The organism is Paenalcaligenes sp., from assembly GCF_030152715.1.
GTDB classification, from domain to species: domain Bacteria; phylum Pseudomonadota; class Gammaproteobacteria; order Burkholderiales; family Burkholderiaceae_B; genus Paenalcaligenes; species Paenalcaligenes hermetiae.
On the sequence record NZ_JASLIX010000135.1, the window covers coordinates 1 to 18,608 of the forward strand.

General features: G+C 48.9%; 20 protein-coding genes. 14 read left to right on the forward strand and 6 right to left on the reverse strand.

The genetic code is table 11. The annotated features are described in order from the left end of the window. The first annotated feature begins 184 nt into the window (after positions 1-184). The 11 genes from Q1V74_RS10850 to Q1V74_RS10900 all read left to right on the forward strand — a co-directional run bounded on the left by Q1V74_RS10850 (position 185) and on the right by Q1V74_RS10900 (position 9,228). A complete protein-coding gene (locus Q1V74_RS10850; RefSeq protein ID WP_300648852.1) occupies positions 185-1,078 on the forward strand; it encodes a DMT family transporter in 894 nt (297 codons plus the stop codon). 3 nt (positions 1,079-1,081) lie between these two features. Beyond that, a complete protein-coding gene (locus Q1V74_RS10855; RefSeq protein WP_300648854.1) occupies positions 1,082-1,939 on the forward strand; it encodes a sulfurtransferase in 858 nt (285 codons plus the stop codon). A 71-nt stretch (positions 1,940-2,010) separates the two neighbouring features. Next, complete coding sequence (locus Q1V74_RS10860) at positions 2,011-2,259, forward strand: exodeoxyribonuclease VII small subunit (protein ID WP_300648856.1); 249 nt, start codon at positions 2,011-2,013, stop codon at positions 2,257-2,259. Positions 2,260-2,262: 3 nt separating this feature from the next. After that, positions 2,263-3,174 (forward strand): polyprenyl synthetase family protein, encoded by a 912-nt coding sequence (locus Q1V74_RS10865; RefSeq protein ID WP_300648858.1) that lies wholly within the window; start codon positions 2,263-2,265, stop codon positions 3,172-3,174. A 97-nt stretch (positions 3,175-3,271) separates the two neighbouring features. Next, positions 3,272-5,143 (forward strand): 1-deoxy-D-xylulose-5-phosphate synthase, encoded by a 1,872-nt coding sequence (gene dxs, locus Q1V74_RS10870; RefSeq protein ID WP_300648860.1) that lies wholly within the window; start codon positions 3,272-3,274, stop codon positions 5,141-5,143. A 112-nt stretch (positions 5,144-5,255) separates the two neighbouring features. Next, on the forward strand, positions 5,256-6,068 hold the full coding sequence (gene folE2 / locus Q1V74_RS10875; RefSeq protein WP_300648862.1) for a GTP cyclohydrolase FolE2: 813 nt from the start codon (positions 5,256-5,258) through the stop codon (positions 6,066-6,068). Between the two features lie 155 nt (positions 6,069-6,223). Continuing rightward, positions 6,224-6,637, forward strand: a complete 414-nt coding sequence (rpsF, locus tag Q1V74_RS10880) for a 30S ribosomal protein S6 (protein WP_260649009.1) — start codon at positions 6,224-6,226, stop codon at positions 6,635-6,637. Positions 6,638-6,651: 14 nt separating this feature from the next. Beyond that, positions 6,652-6,966, forward strand: coding sequence for a primosomal replication protein N (gene priB / locus Q1V74_RS10885; RefSeq protein ID WP_300648864.1), 315 nt, complete (start codon positions 6,652-6,654; stop codon positions 6,964-6,966). 48 nt (positions 6,967-7,014) lie between these two features. Then, positions 7,015-7,290, forward strand: coding sequence for a 30S ribosomal protein S18 (gene rpsR, locus Q1V74_RS10890; protein ID WP_260649007.1), 276 nt, complete (start codon positions 7,015-7,017; stop codon positions 7,288-7,290). Between the two features lie 14 nt (positions 7,291-7,304). Then, positions 7,305-7,760, forward strand: coding sequence for a 50S ribosomal protein L9 (gene rplI, locus Q1V74_RS10895; RefSeq protein WP_300648867.1), 456 nt, complete (start codon positions 7,305-7,307; stop codon positions 7,758-7,760). A gap of 91 nt (positions 7,761-7,851) precedes the next feature. Continuing rightward, positions 7,852-9,228, forward strand: coding sequence for a replicative DNA helicase (locus Q1V74_RS10900; RefSeq protein WP_300648869.1), 1,377 nt, complete (start codon positions 7,852-7,854; stop codon positions 9,226-9,228). 16 nt (positions 9,229-9,244) lie between these two features. Here Q1V74_RS10900 and pdxA read toward each other — a convergent pair whose 3' ends face one another. Genes pdxA through Q1V74_RS10920 form a run of 4 tightly spaced genes read right to left on the reverse strand, consistent with a single transcriptional unit; the run spans position 9,245 to position 12,847 of the window. After that, a complete protein-coding gene (gene pdxA, locus Q1V74_RS10905; RefSeq protein ID WP_300648871.1) occupies positions 9,245-10,240 on the reverse strand; it encodes a 4-hydroxythreonine-4-phosphate dehydrogenase PdxA in 996 nt (331 codons plus the stop codon). Further along, positions 10,237-11,877, reverse strand: a complete 1,641-nt coding sequence (locus Q1V74_RS10910; protein WP_300648873.1) for a PhoH family protein — start codon at positions 11,875-11,877, stop codon at positions 10,237-10,239. Before Q1V74_RS10910 ends, pdxA begins: the two co-directional genes overlap by 4 nt. Before the next feature lie 46 nt (positions 11,878-11,923). Continuing rightward, positions 11,924-12,388: a peroxiredoxin gene (locus Q1V74_RS10915; RefSeq protein WP_300648875.1), complete on the reverse strand. Its 465-nt coding sequence runs from the start codon at positions 12,386-12,388 to the stop codon at positions 11,924-11,926. Positions 12,389-12,412: 24 nt separating this feature from the next. Further along, a complete protein-coding gene (locus tag Q1V74_RS10920; protein WP_300648877.1) occupies positions 12,413-12,847 on the reverse strand; it encodes an MTH938/NDUFAF3 family protein in 435 nt (144 codons plus the stop codon). Between the two features lie 137 nt (positions 12,848-12,984). Here Q1V74_RS10920 and alaC point away from each other — a divergent pair, with 137 nt between their 5' ends. The 3 genes from alaC to thrC are packed head-to-tail and all read left to right on the forward strand — an operon-like array spanning position 12,985 to position 16,873. Beyond that, the gene (gene alaC, locus Q1V74_RS10925; RefSeq protein ID WP_300648879.1) at positions 12,985-14,172 is read left to right on the forward strand and encodes an alanine transaminase; all 1,188 of its coding nucleotides are present in this window, start codon (positions 12,985-12,987) and stop codon (positions 14,170-14,172) included. After that, complete coding sequence (locus Q1V74_RS10930; protein WP_300648881.1) at positions 14,169-15,470, forward strand: homoserine dehydrogenase; 1,302 nt, start codon at positions 14,169-14,171, stop codon at positions 15,468-15,470. The genes alaC and Q1V74_RS10930 overlap by 4 nt, the downstream gene beginning before the upstream one ends. Continuing rightward, positions 15,470-16,873 (forward strand): threonine synthase, encoded by a 1,404-nt coding sequence (gene thrC / locus Q1V74_RS10935; RefSeq protein WP_300648883.1) that lies wholly within the window; start codon positions 15,470-15,472, stop codon positions 16,871-16,873. Before Q1V74_RS10930 ends, thrC begins: the two co-directional genes overlap by 1 nt. A gap of 64 nt (positions 16,874-16,937) precedes the next feature. On the opposite strand, the gene hpnE is transcribed toward thrC, so the two are convergent. Continuing rightward, positions 16,938-18,236 (reverse strand): hydroxysqualene dehydroxylase HpnE, encoded by a 1,299-nt coding sequence (gene hpnE / locus Q1V74_RS10940; RefSeq protein WP_300648885.1) that lies wholly within the window; start codon positions 18,234-18,236, stop codon positions 16,938-16,940. Then, positions 18,233-18,608: squalene/phytoene synthase family protein (locus Q1V74_RS10945; protein WP_300648887.1), on the reverse strand; the 376-nt coding region annotated here is incomplete at its 5' end. The genes Q1V74_RS10945 and hpnE, both read right to left, overlap by 4 nt.

Here is an 18,608-nt window from a genome sequence, read left to right on the forward strand (position 1 = left end):
GCTAAGTTAGTGGCTAAAAATAAAAAAATGCGCTTCATGCGTACTTCCTATAGCGTGATAAAACATATCGGGCGAAAACGCCACAGTGTCCGATGGTTGATTGATAAACTGAGGCTAATTGTATCTTTTACAAGGGCGCAGAGTATAGTATGAGATTTACGCCCACTCATAAGGTCATTATTGCATGCAGTCGTTATGGATGTTGGTGGCATGTGCGATGTTTGCTTTGATGGGAGCCTGTGTGAAACTGGCTTCCGACTACGATGCTAACATGCCACAGATTATACTTTTCCGAGGCATTCCCTCTGTTATTTTATTGTTTTTATGGACGCAATACCATAAAAAAAGCTTGCGTCCCAAAAGCTGGAAAGCACATTTGCTGCGAAATGGCTTTGGCGTGACCTCGATGTGGCTAGGGTTTATGGCTTTATCCATGTTGCCACTCTCAACGGCCATCAGTCTAAATTATACCGCGCCCTTATTTATTGGTTTTTGGATGCTGCTTTTTGGTGGCACACAGCGTGATCCGATTCGCATCATTGCGGTGATGTTTGGTTTTTTAGGGGTGGTAGCCGTGTTACGTCCTAGTTTGCATGCAGAGCAGCTACCTTATGCGCTGTTGGGCTTGATGGCAGGGGCTTGTGCGGCGGTGGCAATGATGCAGATCCGTCAACTTGGTCGTTTGGGTGAGCCGGAGTGGCGCACCGTGTTTATTTTTTCTACTTTTGTTTGTATAAGTGGGGGAGTGACATTGACGGTGTTAGGTTGGCCAACCTTGGGCTGGCAGGCGTATTTAGCTTTGATGGGGGTAGGGGTAAGTGGTCTATTTGGGCAGTTAGCGATGACGCGCGCCTTTGGATTGGGCTCTGCTTTGTTAACAGCAGTTTTGCAATACTCAACCATTATTTTTGCTGCGCTATTAGGTATTGTGGTGTGGGGTGATCTTCCTGATGTAATGGCTTGGGGGGGAATGGCCTTAATTATTGTGTCTGGATTGATCTCTGCTTGGCGTACTTATACAGAAGATCGTATTATGCGTGGTCAAGCATCTGCGGAAACCATCAGTCAAAAAGGATAGTCAATGTCTGAACTACTTATTCGCGCTCAAGAGCTCCAGGCCTTATTACACGAACCTGACATCATTATTTTTGATGTGCGCCATGATTTGCACCAACATCGATTAGGGCGCCAGCAATATCTTCAGGCGCATATACCCGGTGCTTATTTTTTAGATAATGAAGCCGAGCTGGTGGGGGAAAAAACGGGTACGAATGGGCGTCACCCCCTACCTGATTTGGCGGTTTTTTCTCAACTGATGCAGCAGTATGGGCTAAAACCAGATACCCCTATTGTGGTTTATGATGCGAGTCAAGCACATATGGCAGCACGTACATGGTGGCTATTGCGCTGGGCGGGCTTTGAGCGGGTACGTATTTTAGATGGGGGGTGGCAAGCATGGTTAGCCGCAGGGGGGGTGACTGATACACAGTTGGCATTACCGCCTGTGCCGCGTACTCGCAAACCGGGTATGCCTGAGCCTAAACAGCCTACCGTTACGGCATCGCAAATTTTAGCGCAGTTAGCCCAGCCGCGCTGGACGTTGGTCGATGCCCGTGCCGAGCCGCGTTATCGGGGGGAGATGGAGCCTATAGACCCTGTGGCGGGCCATATCCCTGGAGCGCTTAACCGTCCTACTGCATTTAACCTGCAAGAGGATGGCTGCTTTAAACAGCCGCAGCAGCTACGAGCCGAGTTTGAGCAGCTGCTGGGCAATATACCGGCCGAGCAGGTGGTGCATTATTGTGGGTCCGGTATTACGGCTTGTCATAATCTATTTGCGATGGAATTAGCGGGTTTAAGTGGCTCTGTGCTGTACCCAGGCTCTTGGAGCGAGTGGATTACAGATGCGTCACGTCCTCGAGCTACTGCCCAGAGATAAATCTCTCGCTTTGTCTTTATCCAATCCTAGGTACAATGGATACCGTTATAGCAATTTTGGACTCCGTTACTATGTCTGAATTCACTCCGGATGATTCGCTGCCACAAAATTTTGAACAGGCATTGGCAGCGTTAGAGCAGATCGTTACCCGCATGGAAAGTGGGGAGTTGGCGTTGGAGCAGTCGCTGGCTGCTTATCAGCAGGGTGTGCAGCTAGCACAAATCTGTCAAAAGCGCTTAGACGAAGTGGAACAACAGGTACAGGTCTTGCAGGGCCAGTTTATGCGCCCACTTACCGATATCGATACCGATCAGGATTAACCTATGCCCAACAAAGAACAAAACCAGCAATGGTTAGAGCAGCATATTGAGCGCGTAGCGCATTTCTTGGAACAAAACATGCCAATGGCAGAAACCACCCCTGCCGTTTTGCACGAGGCGATGCGTTATGCCGTACTAGGAGGTGGAAAACGGGTACGCGCTGCTTTGGTATATGCCGCAGGCGAGGCGGCTGTACAAAATGCCGAATTAAGCAGTGCTCAAATTAAAGCGTTGGATCATGCTGCAGCAGCAGTAGAGTTAATCCATGCCTACTCACTCGTGCATGATGACCTACCCTGTATGGATGATGATGAGTTGCGCCGCGGGCGTCCTACAGTGCATGTGGCGTATGATGAGGCCACTGCTATGCTGGTGGGCGATGCGTTGCAGCCTTTAGCTTTTGAGTTTTTGGCAACGATGCCTATCGCCCCAGCTTTAGTGATTCAGGCTGTTGCTGCTTTGGCTAAAGCCTCGGGTAGTTTAGGTATGGTGGGTGGTCAAGCCATTGACTGTGCTAGCGTAGATAAACACTTGTCGCTAGAGGAATTGCGTCAAATGCACCGCATGAAAACCGGGGCTATGCTCGAGGTTTCCGTACTGTTGGGCGGGATTGTTGCCGGGGCCAGTTCTCCCGTGCGTCAGCGCTTAACCGAATACGCGCAAGCGGTTGGCTTGGCTTTTCAGGTGGTCGACGACATTTTAGATGTGACGGCGGACACCGCCACCCTTGGGAAAACAGCAGGGAAAGACGCAGCGGATAACAAACCCACATATGTCTCAGTGATGGGGCTTGAAGCCTCGCGGCAGTTGTTAGCAGAGCTAAAAGACCAAGCACATAAAGCCATATTGCCACTGGGTAATGGTGCGCAAAGTCTACAGCTTTTAGCAAACTTTATTGTGGATAGAAATCATTAGCACTTGTCGCACTGAGCCCAAATGCGTCTACAATAGGCTTTATTCTAATTATTCTTAGGCGCTGTAGCGCCTATTTTTGCCCCACTCTCACAATCGTATGGCTAATGTATCTTTGCAGCATATCCAGTCTCCTCATGATCTGCGCGCCCTAAAACGCGCTGATCTCGATCAGATCGCGACCCAGCTGCGTGAATATATCTTGCAGTCGGTGGCTCGCACTGGGGGACACCTTTCTTCCAACCTGGGCACAGTAGAGCTTACTGTGGCGCTTCACTATGTATTTAATACCCCGCATGACCGCATTGTGTGGGACGTTGGGCATCAGTCTTATCCCCATAAGATATTGACAGGGCGCCGCGAGCAAATGGCTTCTTTGCGCCAGTATGGGGGGATATCAGGCTTTCCAAAGCGCTCTGAATCCGAATACGATGACTTTGGTACGGCGCATTCCTCAACCTCGATTTCAGCAGCTTTAGGAATGGCTGTGGCTTCGCGTAACCAGGGCGTGCAGCGTCAGCATATTGCCGTAATTGGAGACGGTGCCATGACCGCGGGCATGGCCTTTGAAGCCCTAAACAATGCAGGGGTCACCCCAGGCATTAATATGCTGGTGGTATTAAATGACAACGATATGTCGATTTCGCCGCCAGTGGGGGCGCTTAATCGGTACTTTGCTCGCTTGATGTCTGGGCAGTTTTATGCCAAAGCTAAAAATATGGGTAAGGCAGTGCTTCAGCATATGCCCCCCATGCTGGAGCTAGCGCGCCGTTTCGAAGGCCACGCCAAAGGTGTATTGACCCCGGCTACCTTGTTCGAGGAGCTCGGCTTTAATTATGTCGGCCCTATTGATGGCCATGACTTAGACTCCTTAATCCCTACTTTAGAAAACTTGCGCGAGCTCGGCGGCTTGCAGTTTTTACATGTGGTCACTAAAAAAGGACATGGTTATCAGCGTGCCGAAGCCGATCCTATTTTGTATCACGGACCGGGTCGCTTTGATCCAAAGCAGGGTATTGTTAAATCGTCCGTGCCAGCGCCTCAAACGTTTACACAGGTGTTTGGTCAGTGGTTGTGTGACCAAGCTGCAGCGGACGAGAGATTAATAGGTATAACTCCCGCCATGCGAGAGGGTAGTGGCATGGTGGCGTTTGAAAAACAGTTCCCGCAGCGATATTTTGATGTGGGCATCGCAGAGCAACATGCGGTCACGTTTGCGGCGGGGTTGGCTTGTGAGCAGCTCAAGCCAGTGGTAGCGATTTACTCCACATTTTTACAACGGGGTTATGACCAGCTCATTCATGATGTGGCGTTGCAAGACTTAGATGTCACGTTTGCCTTAGATCGTGCGGGCCTGGTAGGTGCGGATGGGGCTACCCATGCGGGAAATTATGATATTGCTTATTTGCGTTGTATCCCGAACATGGTGATTAGCACCCCTTCTGATGAAAATGAAACTCGTTTGCTGCTAAATACCTGTTATCAGCATACAGGGCCTAGCTCTGTGCGTTATCCGCGTGGTGCAGGCTGTGGGGCAGAGGTCACCGCTGACTTAACAACGGTGCCTGTAGGCAAAGGGGTGGTTCGCCGTCAGGGTCAGAAAATTGCGATCTTAGCGTTTGGTACGTTATTGCATAATGCCAAGGCTGTAGCGGAGCAATTGGATTTGACCTTGGTGGATATGCGTTTTGTGAAGCCTTTGGATACGGCGCTTATTGATTCGCTCTTACAAAGCCATCAAGCCATTGTGACGCTAGAGGATGGCTGTGTGATGGGCGGGGCCGGCAGCGCTGTGTTGGAATACCTGAGCCAAGCTCAAGCTAATGTCCCAACGTTGTTATTGGGTTACCCTGACCGGTTTATTGATCATGGCGAACAAAAGCAGCTACATGCTGAAATTGGCTTAGATAGCGAAAGCATTACCGAGCGCATTCAATCTCGTTTTACCGATTTGTTAGCCAATCAGAACTAATTAAATGCCCTCAATGATTGGGGGTATCTTATGTTTTAGGCTTCAATTGTTTCATAATAGTTGTACTGATTATCATTTATAGAAGCGTCGCTGACGCAGACCGGAACCGATTATGTCGACTTTGACTACTCCTGTAGAAAGCATGCCAGATGTCCAAAGTAGCGTGGATACGCGTCGTATTCCTATTCAAAAAGTAGGGGTGCGGGATGTAAGCTATCCGCTTTTGGTGGATAATGGCACAGAAACCATGCCAACGGTGGCCGAGTGGGAGCTAACAGTAGCTTTGCCGGCCGAGGAAAAAGGCACGCATATGTCGCGCTTTTTAGAATTGCTCGAAAAGCATCGTGCTTCGCCGTTAACCATGCAGGGGTTTTGTCAAATGACAGGAGAAATGCTAGGGTTGCTCAATGCTACCGAAGGCGATGTCTCCGCGTCCTTCCCGTATTTTATGCACAAAAAAGCACCTGTTTCCGAGGTCGGAAGCCTGTTGGACTATCAGGTGAGTTGGAGTGCAAATGCTGTGGCTACCGTAGACGGTCAAGCTGATGTGCAGTTTGAGCTTACGGTGTTGGTGCCTGTAACAAGCTTGTGTCCTTGCTCTAAGGCAATTTCAAAATATGGGGCGCATAATCAGCGCTCTCACATTACTGTTTCTGTCGTGGCGCATCCAGAGCATTTGGATTTAAATGCATTGATTCAAACCATTGAGGCCCAAGCGTCATGTGAGCTATGGGGTTTGCTAAAGCGCACAGACGAAAAATACGTCACAGAGCGTGCTTATGAAAACCCAAAGTTTGTCGAAGACTTAGTACGAGATGTGGCGGTTGCTGTGGCTGCTATGCCTGGGATAGAAGGCTATCGTATCGAAGCCGAAAACTTTGAGTCCATTCATAATCATTCAGCCTATGCTGTTGTTGAGGGCTAGCTACATTTTTTGCTGTTATTAAAAAAGCGCTCGTGCTTACTTGCACAGAGCGCTTTTTGGTTTTATAATTAAACGCTTTATTCTTTGCTCGAATCCATAAGTGGGTCGGGCTATCTAGGCTCAAATTTTAGAGCGATATCCACAAGGAGTTATACATGCGTCACTACGAAGTAGTGTTTATTGTACACCCCGATCAAAGCGAGCAAGTGCCCGCCATGATCGAGCGCTACGAAGCCATTATCACCAGCGAAGGCGGTAAAGTCCACCGTCTAGAAGACTGGGGTCGTCGTCAGTTGGCTTACCCAATCCAAAAATTGGTTAAAGCCCACTACGTCTGCATTAACATCGAAGTAGGTCAGTCCACTCTGGACGAGCTAGAGCACTCTTTCCGCTACAATGACGCTATTTTGCGTTACTTGATCGCCAAAACCAAAGATGCTCCCGAGGGTCCTTCGGTTATGATGAAATCCGTAGAGCGCGAAGAAAACCGCAAATCCAACACAGCGGATACACGTGCTGAGCACACTACCGAAGAAGACGAGGACGAGGACGAACAGTCCGAAGACTAATTACTAGGGATTAGGTGAACGATTTACACATCCAAGGGCAGGTACTACAAGCGCAGCCCTTACGTTATACCCCCGCAGGTATTGCTGTTTGCGAAATAACACTACAGCATCAATCTGTGGTCGAGCAAGCCGCTATTCAGCGCCAGCTCGATTTTAGCGTAGAGGCCATTGCGATGGGAGATGTGGCAACTTATTTGGCCGCTGTACCTATTGGATCGTTTTTACAGATTCAGGGCTTTATTGCCCCCTTGCGTAAATCATCGTCGCGCTTAGTTTTGCACATTCAAGAGTTTCAAAACCTAAACGCTCCACCTAGTGCGCTAGTGTAAAAAACATAACGGCTCCTGCCGTTTTACTGAATTCAAGAGAGGTTAATTATGGCTTTCGCTCGTAAAGGCAAAGATCGCCGCCGTCGTTTTGGTCAACAAAACCCCCTATTTAAACGTCGCAAATTCTGCCGCTTTACTGTGGCCGGTGTTAAAGAGATCGATTACAAAGATTTAGATACTTTGCGTGATTTCATCCAAGAAAACGGCAAGATCATTCCTGCTCGTTTAACTGGCACAAAAGCAAACTATCAGCGTCAACTTGATACCGCTATCAAGCGTGCACGTTTCTTGGCTTTGTTGCCTTACACTGACAACCACAAATAATCTGGGGGATTATCATGCAAGTAATTTTGCTCGAAAAAGTCGTCAACCTCGGTGATTTGGGTGATGTGGTACGTGTACGTAATGGTTATGCACGTAACTACTTGATTCCTCAAAAAATGGCTCGTCGTGCTACGCCTGAAGCCATCGCCGAATTCGAAGCTCGTCGTGCTGAGCTAGAACAAGCTCAAGCCGAGCGTTTGGCCGCTGCACAGGCGCTTGCCACTAAACTTAACGATTTGCGTGTTGAGATCACTCAAAAAGCAGGTGTAGATGGTCGTTTGTTTGGTTCTGTTACCAACATGGATATCGCCGCTGCATTGAATGCTCAAGGCTTTGATACGATTGTTAAGGCACAGGTTCGTTTACCCGAAGGTCCTTTTAAGGCAGTTGGCGAGTACCCTGTACAAATCGTTTTACACCCTGACGTAGCAGTAGAGGTTACTGTTGCTGTAGTGGGCGAAATGGCTTAATTCCAAAATGGTTTAAGCATGGTACAGTATTCCTGTACCGATCTAAAAAGCCGGTGCAAACCGGCTTTTTTTATTTGTTATTAGAGGTCTTATGATAGAAAACAGTCCTGTAGCTACTGATACTGGCTTAGATTATTTACGTGTACCGCCTCATTCTATTGAGGCAGAGCAATCTGTTTTAGGTGGGCTGTTGCTGGATAATGCTGCATGGGATCGCATTGCCGATATCATCTCTGATGACGATTTTTACCGTTTTGATCATCGTATCATCTGGCAGCATATTACCCGCCTTATTGGCTTAGCACGACCGGCTGATGTAATTACTGTTTATGAGTCCTTGTCCAATGCGGGCAAAGACGAAGAGGCAGGTGGGCTGAGCTACCTAAACGCTTTAGCACATAACACTCCTTCTGCTGCCAATATTCGCCGCTACGCAGAAATCGTACGGGAAAAATCCATGTTGCGTAAACTGGTTTCCGTGGCGGATGACATTGCGTCGGCGGCATTTAACCCTCAGGGCAAAGAGGCGCGTCAGATATTGGACGATGCTGAGGCGCGCGTATTTCAGATTGCTCAGGAGGGAGCCAAGGGTAATAAAGGTTTTCAGGATATTCAGCCTTTGTTAGCGCAGGTGGTAGAGCGTATTGATGAGCTGTACCATCGAGAGGGGGACTCCGAGGTCACGGGGGTGCCTACAGGTTTTGTGGATTTGGACCGAATGACCTCTGGGTTGCAACCTGGAGACCTCATTATTGTAGCGGGGCGCCCCTCTATGGGTAAAACCTCATTATCTATGAACATTGGTGAGCATATCGCCATTGAGCAGGGTTTGCCCGTTGCCGTCTTTTCTATGGAGATGGGGGCGGTGCAGCTTGCGATGCGTATGGTTGGCTCGGTTGGTATGTTGGATCAACATCGCATGCGCACCGGTAAATTGACCGAAGACGATTGGCCGCGTTTAACTCACGCTGTTAAAAAGGTACAAGAGGCGCAAATTTATATTGATGAAAGCCCAGGCTTAACTGCTATGGAGGTTAGGGCAAGAGCACGACGCTTAGCGCGTCAATGTGGTCAATTAGGCCTAATTATTATTGACTATTTGCAGTTGATGTCAGGTAGTTCTGGTTCGGAAAACCGAGCCACAGAGATTTCGGAAATTAGTCGTGCGCTGAAAGGATTAGCGCGTGAATTGAATTGTCCCTTAATTGCTTTATCGCAGCTTAACCGTAGTTTAGAGCAGCGGCCAAATAAACGACCCGTCATGTCAGATTTGCGAGAGTCGGGGGCTATTGAGCAGGATGCGGATTTGATTTTGTTCATCTATAGAGACGAGGTATATAATCCGGACTCTCCAGATAAAGGGACTGCAGAGTTAATTATTGGTAAGCAACGTAATGGCCCCATTGGTACGGTACGCGTCGCCTTCCAAGGGGCAAGTACTCGGTTCTTAAACTACAGTCCCGTATAAGATTGGTTCTACATGACTAGGGCTGATGGGAAACACCCTGAGTCATTTGTAAAGCGGTGCTAAATGCCACTTGCAAAGAGGTAGGGTCTGCAATACCTTGTCCAGCAATATCATAAGCGGTGCCATGATCTACGCTGGTGCGTATAAAAGGAAGTCCGATAGTGGTGTTGACGCCTTGTTCCACTCCTAGGTATTTGACGGGAATAAGGCCTTGGTCATGGTATTGCGCAACCACAATATCAAACTCGCCACGGCGTGCGCGCATAAAAATCGTGTCCCCAGGCCATGGGCCGGTAGCATCAATGCCTTCATTGCGAGCGGCGAGAATGGCCGGCTCAATAAATAGAGCCTCCTCATTACCAAAGCGACCATTTTCACCGGCATGGGGGTTAAGGCCAGCTACCGCAACTCGAGGGCGTTTAATGCCTGCCTGTAAACAGGCTTGGTGAGCCAAGCGAATGGTACGCAGTTCTTTGTCAATAGAGAGCAATGGGCTGACAGCAGTAATGGGCACATGGATGGTAACTAATATGACGCGTAACTCTGGGTTGCTGAGCATCATTGCAAAATCCGTGGTGCCGGTACGTTGAGCCAGAATTTCAGTGTGCCCCGGGGCGTCAATTCCACCAGCAAGAAGCGCATCCTTGTGTAAAGGCGCCGTGACAATAGCACGGATTTTTTGTGCGATGGCATCATCAATGGCATGACAAAGGTATTCATAGGCCCCACGTCCGGCTTGGGCTTGAACTTGGCCATATGCGATAGTAGGTAAGGGCTGCCAGCGGTTGAGTACGCCAATGCCTTGATCGGGGATATCACGGGGGGAGGCAATGGAAATAATAGGTAGAGCAATGCCCAAATCTTTGGCTTGTTGCTTAAGAATGAGAGCATCACCATAGACTACAGCAGGATAGGGGAGCCCGGCAGCAAAGCTCTTTAGAATAATCTCTGGGCCTATCCCAGCGGCATCTCCCATGGTGATGCCGATGGGTAAAACAGTGTTGTGCGTCATAAGGCTTCGTTCGCATAATCGGCAAGGCGTGAACGCTCACCGCGTTGTAAAGTAATGTGCCCCGCATGAGGCCAGCCTTTAAAGCGATCCACCACATAGGTTAAGCCTGAGCTCCCTTCGGTTAGATATGGTGTATCAATTTGTGCGATATTCCCCATGCAGACGATTTTTGTGCCAGGGCCAGCACGCGTGACCAAGGTTTTCATTTGCTTCGGTGTCAGGTTTTGGGCCTCATCAATAATAAGGAATTTATTTTGAAATGTGCGCCCCCGCATAAAACTCATGGATTTGATTTTGATATGGGCACGAATCATATCCATGGTGGAGTTGCGGTTAGCGTCATTATTGAGTGCAGAGAGGCGATTGTTACCCAGATGCAGTACCTCGAGGTTGTCTTCTAGGGCACCCATCCATGGCGCCATTTTCTCCTCTTCGGTACCCGGTAAAAAGCCGATCTCATCACCAACAGGCACCGTAGCGCGGGTAATGATGATTTCGTTATAAAGCTGGGTTTCCAATGTTTGTGTGAGGGCGCTCGCTAAAGCAAGCAGGGTTTTTCCCGTGCCTGCCTGACCAAGCAGTGACACAAAATCACAGTCGGGGTTCATGAGCAGGTTTAGCGCAAAGTTTTGCTCGCGATTACGTGCTGTAATCCCCCAGACGTTATTTTTGCTATGACTGTAGTCCCGAATAGTTGCTAGCACCGCTTTGTGGTGGGTGACTTGCTTGACCTGGGCGACCAGTCCGGGCTCTTGTTCGCTATAGACAAATTCATTGACGCTTAGCTCGGCGCAAAGTGGGCCTTGCACTTTGTAGAAAGTGATCCCCCCTTGTTGCCACGACTCCATTTGGTTGCCGTGCGTTTGCCAAAAATCCTCTGGCAGCTCGCGCGCACCCTCGTAGAGAAGGTCAGAGTCATCGAGAACATGGTCATGCTTATAGTCTTCGGTGGGAATCCCCAGTGCCCGGGCTTTTAAGCGCATGTTAATGTCTTTAGACACCATGACTACATGCTTGTCGGGATGCTGCTGTTTTAGCGCATGGACCACATGCAAAATGGCATTGTCGGCCACACCCATTGGTAAATGGATAGGCAGCTTAGCATTCAGAGCGGTAGTTTGAAAAAAGAGTTGTCCGCGGGCCTCTATGTGACCAGCACTATTTAGAGCAATGCCTTGTGTAATGTCGTGCTCAGCAGTCAGGGCTTCGAGATGACGGCTGACTTGCCGTGCATTGCGAGCTACTTCGGATAAGCCTTTTTTTTGATGATCTAATTCTTCGAGTACGATCATGGGGATAAAAACATCATGCTCTTCAAACTTGAACAAGCAGTTTGAATCATGCAGCAGGACGTTTGTATCCAGTACAAATAGTTTTTTATTGGCTGCTGAGGTAACAGTAGTTGTATTTTCTACTGTTTTAGGTGCGGCCGACAGTGGTGTTGTAGGCGGATTTGTAGCTTGGCTAGCAGGTGCAGGAGACGCTGCTTTTTTAGGAGCCGTTTTGGCGCTTTGGGTGCTCAAAGTAGGAGAAGCTGGCGTGAGCACGCTTTTAGGAGGGGTGGCCTTAGGGGCCTGTTTGATTTCGTCTGCGCTTAAAGTAGCCCCCAGTTTTGAAGGCAACGTGGGTAAGGGCATAAAGATAGCTCCGTAAGAGCGCTGCCAGTAGGGCAGCGCGAGAAAATTAGAGTTGACGTGCGGCTTCTAGTACCTGATCTACATGACCTGGTACACGTAAACCTCGCCATTCTTGAACAAGCACACCATCCGCATTAACTAAAAAAGTGCTGCGCTCAATACCTCGTACTTGTTTACCGTACATGTTTTTCATTTTCATGACACCAAACAGCTCACAAAGTGCTTCATCTGGATCGCTAATTAGGGCAAAAGGTAGCTCTTGCTTAGTAGCAAAGCGTTCGTGTGAACCCATGCTATCGCGAGAAACCCCAATGATTTTTACAGACAGTTTTTCAAACTCGGGCAGCTGATCGCGGAAATTTTGCGCTTGGGTTGTGCAGCCCGGTGTGTTGTCGCGTGGGTAAAAGTATAAAACGTACGCTTGACCTTTTAGTGCAGTGGAGTCGATAGTGCCTTGGGTGCTTTCAGCAGTAAAGGCGGGAATAGGTTGACCTACGGTAATGGTGGACATGATTTTCCTTTTTGCATGAAATGATTAAATAATCAGTGCGGCAACGACACGGCGGCCCTCTGACATAAGAATATTATACGTGCGCGCGGCGGCTTGGCTGTCCATGACTTCCACGCCCACTCGAGCGCTGAGTAGTTCATGTAAAAGTTCAGGCGGTAAAAGTTGTTGCGTTTTTCCGGTCCCGATCAATAACACCTCGATTTGCCCTGGGTTTTCAAAGCGGGGTGCAGCATGATCAAGAAAGTCCATTGGGCTTTTGGCCGCGGCGCATACACCGGTGATCTTTTGCAATAGCTCTGTAGTAAAATCAAAGGGGCTTTGTATACCTAGATCATAAATTTGCCCCTCTGGTGTGAAATAAATCGAGCGTTGATGGCGTGTTTTATTGATTTCAATATAATCATCACCATAGGCGGTTACTGTATTGAGCGCAGGGTTAGTGTCTTTTTGCAGATGCACAATAAATCTCCATGATACGTACCTTGATCATAACGCAAAGCCGACCCTTTTCGTTGAGTGGATTTTCCACTTTGTCTCGGTTCGATTACACTAATTGATTCGGACTTTTGTTCATTTTTGCACATCCAAGGAATCCCATGAGTAGCTTTCCTCGCATAGATCGTTTGCCACCTTATGTTTTTAATATTACCGGCGAACTCAAAATGGCGGCGCGTCGTCGCGGCGAAGACATTATTGATATGTCGATGGGTAATCCTGATGGTGCCACTCCACAGCACATTGTAGACAAATTGGTCGAGGCCTCAAGCCGTCCTGACACCCATGGTTACTCCGTGTCGCGCGGTATTCCTCGTTTACGTAAAGCGATTGTGGATTGGTATGATCGTCGTTATCAGGTCAAACTTGACCCCGAAACCGAGGCGATTGTTACCATTGGCTCCAAAGAGGGTCTTGCCCATTTGATGTTAGCCACATTGGATCGTGGCGATACGGTATTGGTTCCCAATCCTAGCTATCCTATTCATATTTATGGCGCGGTGATTGCAGGGGCAAATATCCGTTCCGTGCCGATGATCCCCGGGGTGGATTTTTTCGAGGAAATCGAGCGGGCCGTTAAAGAAGCCATTCCTAAGCCTAAAATGATGATTTTGGGCTTTCCCAGTAACCCCACAGCACAGTGTGTGGAACTGGACTTTTTTGAGCGTATTGTCGCGTTGGCCAAAGAGCATGATATTTTGGTGGTGCATGACTTGGCTTATGCGGATATCACTTTTGATGGTTATGTGGCGCCTTCTATTTTACAAGTAGAAGGGGCGCGTGATGTGGCGGTCGAGTTTTTCACCATGAGTAAAAGCTATAATATGGCAGGTTGGCGTATTGGCTTTATGGTTGGTAACGAAAAACTGGTCCATGCGTTGGCTCGCATCAAAAGCTATCATGACTACGGTACGTTTACCCCTATTCAGGTCGCGGCTATTACCGCGCTCGAAGGGCCTCAAGACTGTGTTAAAGAAATCACCGAAAGCTACAAGCGTCGTCGGGATGTGCTAGCCAAAGGTCTACAGGAAATTGGCTGGAATGTGGATGTGCCAAAAGCTTCTATGTATATTTGGGCCAAAATCCCAGATCATTATCTCGCAGAAGGTTCTCTAGAATTTTCTAAACGTCTATTGCAGGACGCCAAGGTAGCCGTTTCCCCCGGAATTGGTTTTGGGGAATACGGCGACCAGTATGTGCGTTTTGCACTCATTGAAAACGAACAACGTATCCGTCAAGCGATACGTGGTATTAAAGATATGTTCCGAAAGGACGGGTTGCTTAAATGAATCCAATCAAAGTAGGCCTACTTGGTTTAGGTGTTGTCGGGGGCGGTACATGGAAAGTCCTCAATCAAAATGCGGATGAGATCGCGCGTCGAGCGGGTCGTCGTATCGAAGTGGTAGCAGTAGCGGTGCGTGATGTCGCTAAAGCCAAAGCATTGGTTGGCGATCAGGTTCAAATTACTACCGATGGGATGGAGATTGTCCGCAACCCCGAAATTGATGTAGTTGTAGAGCTAGTGGGTGGTGAGAGCCTAGCAAAAGACTGGGTCATGGAGGCCATTGCTCAGGGCAAGCATGTGGTCACGGCGAACAAAGCGCTCTTGGCTACACATGGCAATGCTATTTTTGCCGCCGCACAGGAAAAAAATGTGATGGTGGCCTTCGAGGCAGCAGTCGCTGGTGGGATTCCCATTATTAAAGCGATGCGCGAGGGCTTAACCGCGAACCGTATACAGTGGGTGGCGGGTATTATTAACGGCACCACAAACTTTATTCTTTCTGAAATGCGTAGCCGGGGCTTATCCTTTGCGGATGCCTTAGCCGATGCGCAACGCTTGGGGTATGCCGAAGCAGATCCGACTTTTGATATCGAGGGAGTAGATGCTGCTCATAAATTGAGCCTCTTGTCTTCTTTGGCCTTTGGGGTGCCAGTCCAGTTCTCTAAAGCGCATATCGAGGGCATTACGACACTCTCAGCCGAAGACATTGCTCATGCAGAGCGTTTGGGCTATACCGTAAAACTGCTCGGTATTACACGTTCCCGTGAAAATGGTATTGAACTACGGGTTCACCCGACCTTGGTTCCTTCTTCCAGCATGCTGGCAAATGTTCAGGGGGCGATGAATGCTGTCATGGTACATGGCGATGCGGTGGGCTCAACCGTTTACTATGGGGCTGGGGCTGGTGAGCTACCTACGGCTTCAGCTGTGGTAGCCGATTTGGTGGATGTGGCGCGTTTGTTGACCGCAGACCATGACCACCGCGTCCCTTACTTGGCTTTCCAGCAAGATGCAATGGCAGATATCCCTGTGTTGCCTATGGCTGATGTTGTATCAGCTTATTATTTACGTTTACGCGTGGCGGACCGCCCTGGGGTGCTGGCCGATATTGCACGAATCTTGGCTGATGCTGGGATTTCGATTGGCTCTATGTTCCAAGAGCCGGCCGTCAATGACGAAACCGATATTATTTTCCTGACACATGAAGCACGCGAGGGCGATATTGACCACGCGATTCTAAAAGTACAAAAGCTGGACTTTGTACGTTCTCCTGTAACCCGTTTACGTGTAGAGAGCCTCTAATGCAATACGTTTCTACTCGTGGCGGTATGGCGCCACAGGCGTTTAGTGATATTTTACTCGAAGGTCTTGCTCCCGATGGGGGCTTGGCAATTCCCGAGCATTACCCTCAGGTAAGCGCTCAGACTTTAGCGCAATGGCGGGATCTATCCTACGCTGAGCTGGCTTTTGCTGTGCTGTCGTTATTTGTGGATGATATTCCTGCCGAGGACCTGCGTGCTTTAACGCAGGCAGCGTATGATCCTAGCTTATATGTGGGCGAGGCCATGGTGCCGGTAAAACCCTTGCAGGGGGACATGGCGCTTCTTGGGTTATCTCAGGGACCAACGCTTGCTTTTAAAGACATGGCCATGCAGTTTTTGGGGCAGGTGTTTGAGTACGTGCTCGAAAAGCGTGATAGTCATATCAATATTTTGGGCGCCACTTCAGGTGATACCGGCTCTGCGGCGGAGTACGCACTCCGAGGCAAAAAGCGCGTGAATGTGTTTATGTTGTCGCCCCATGGGCGTATGAGCGATTTTCAACGCGCCCAAATGTACTCTTTGCAAGATCCTAATATCCATAACTTATCTGTTAAAGGGGTGTTTGATGATTGTCAGGATATTGTCAAACAGCTGGCAGGGGATTTGGATTTTAAACAATCCATGCAACTGGGTGCTGTGAACTCCATTAACTGGGCTCGCATTGCAGCACAGGTGGTGTATTATTTTTGGGGTTGGCTGCGTGCAACCGATAGCGCGGATCAGCAGGTTTCCTTTGCTGTGCCATCCGGTAACTTCGGCAATATTTTGGCTGGACATATTGCACGGCAGATGGGTTTACCTATTGCGCGCTTGGTATTAGCGACTAATGAAAATAACGTGCTCGAGGAATTTTTCCGCACGGGTATTTATCGCCCTCGTGATTCAGCTCATACCTATGCTACCTCTAGCCCCTCTATGGATATTTCACGAGCTTCTAACTTTGAGCGCTTTGTGTACGACTTAGTAGGGCGTGATCCTGATGCCTTGCGTGCGCTTTGGGACCAATTAGCGACTCAGGGTTACTTTGATCTGAGTCATCTTAAAGACCGCTTCGAATCTGAGTATGGTTTTGTAGCTGGCCAAAGCTCACATGCGGATCGTATTGCTACGATTGCTCAGGTTTACCGCGAAACGCAGGTTCTTATTGATCCGCATACGGCAGATGGGGTCAAAGTGGCACGCGACCATATGCAACCTGGGGTGCCCATGTTGGTATTAGAAACCGCGTTACCAGCTAAGTTTTCTGAAACCATTGAAGAAGCCATTGGGCAACCGGCCCCTGTACCCGAGCATTTGCAACACTTAAATGACTTACCCCAACGCGTGGTGGTCATGGATGCGGATGTGGAGCAGGTTCGAGCCTACATGCTGCGGAACGCGTAGATCACTCCGCGCCTTTTGTTTTGCAAAACCCCGACCTTGTCAAAGGTTGGGGTTTTTTTATGGGTTAGTGTGGCTGTAAGGCCTTGGCAGCCATTATGCCACTGCGTACTGCACCCTCTAAAACCGCAGGGTAATCATTGTGAACCCAATCACCAGCGAGCAAGACATTTGGCCAAGGTGTTTGCGGATGGGGGCGGCTTAAATGGGGTTTAGCAATGAAAGTGGCCCGTTTTTCAGTAATGAGTTCAAACGCTGTGATGGTAGGTAATGGCCAGGGGCTTTGATGGTTGATCTGCGCAATGATAGCGCGAGCAATTTCTGTTTTATCGTGACCCTGAAGACGATTCGCGTAGCTGATCGTAACGGCGATGAGTGGATAAAGCTCGCTGTTATTGAGTGCGCCATGATTAAACACCCATTGCCCAGCCGCTAAGCCGTGTAGGTCTTCATCGAGCATACGCATAACATGAGGATTCTCCCACGGTTTTTCGGGCTTTAAATAAAGTGTAGCGATGGGGTTATAGTCAAGGGATGTAATTTGATTAACAAAATCCAGTTTTTGTTTTTCAGCATCCAGAGATTGCAGGAGGCGATAAGCAGAGGGTGCATTGGTTGCAATAATTACCCCATCAAATGGTTGTCCATCCAGTAGGTACTGTTGCCCCTGTCTCTGTACAGCACGGATAGGGTGGCGAGTATGTATACGGGCATGTTGCAAAGCCCGCTGCGGCCATAGGTCACTCATATTGCGTAAAGGGATAAGCATTTGGGTGGCAGATCGGTCTGCCCCTAAGCTATCACGTAAAACATGGGCAAATAACTGGGCGCAAGCTTGCTCAATGGGCGTGTTAAGCGCTGCTACGCACAAAGGGTGCCAGAGCTTTTGGGTTAAACGAGTGGATTGTCCCGTCTGCTGCAAAAGCTCTGCAACGGTCGTACCAGGCTGGATCTGCCACCGCTGTTTTTTTAAATAGCGTTGTAGCTGTTGTAGTTGTAAAAACTCACTGAACTTGACGCCTCGGCTCCGAAAAGGAGCGCCGAGCAAATGCCACGGGGCAGGCAAGGCAGCAGTACGAAAACAAAAGTCTGCTTTCATGCTGCTGATATCTAAATCAAAGCGGTGAAAATGCTGCTTGGGTTCCAGATCAAGCTCACGCATCAATGCAAGCGTGCTTTGATACGCGCCTAATAAAATATGCTGGCCATTGTCAGCAATTTGACCCAGAGCTTGTGAGGAATGCTTGCGCGCACGCCCCCCAATAATCGGTGCTGCCTCAAAGACGGTGGCGCGATAGCCCAACTTATGAGCTTGCCAAGCCGCCGCGCAGCCTGCCCATCCGGCGCCAATAATAGCAATATTCATCGACTTAATTTTTTGATCAGAGGTTTACCGCCACTTACCCATGTTTTCCACGCTAACCAAAATTTACGGATAGGTGTCAAAGAGATTCGCTTGTCTAAGACTTCCCAGCGATCACGGGCTATTTCTTCAAGTAAGGCATAGTAAATAGCCGTCATCAGCAAACCCGGGCGTTGAGCACGTCGATCCTGTTCAGGTAAAGCGAGCATAGCTTCTTTGTAGAGTCCATATGCTCGTTCTGTTTGGTAACGCATTAAAGCCTCAAAGCGATCACTATGTTGTGCATCGAGAATCTCTACGGGGCGTACCTGAAAACGATCTAGGTCATCCATAGGTAAATAAATGCGGCCACGGCGCGCATCATCCCCTACATCG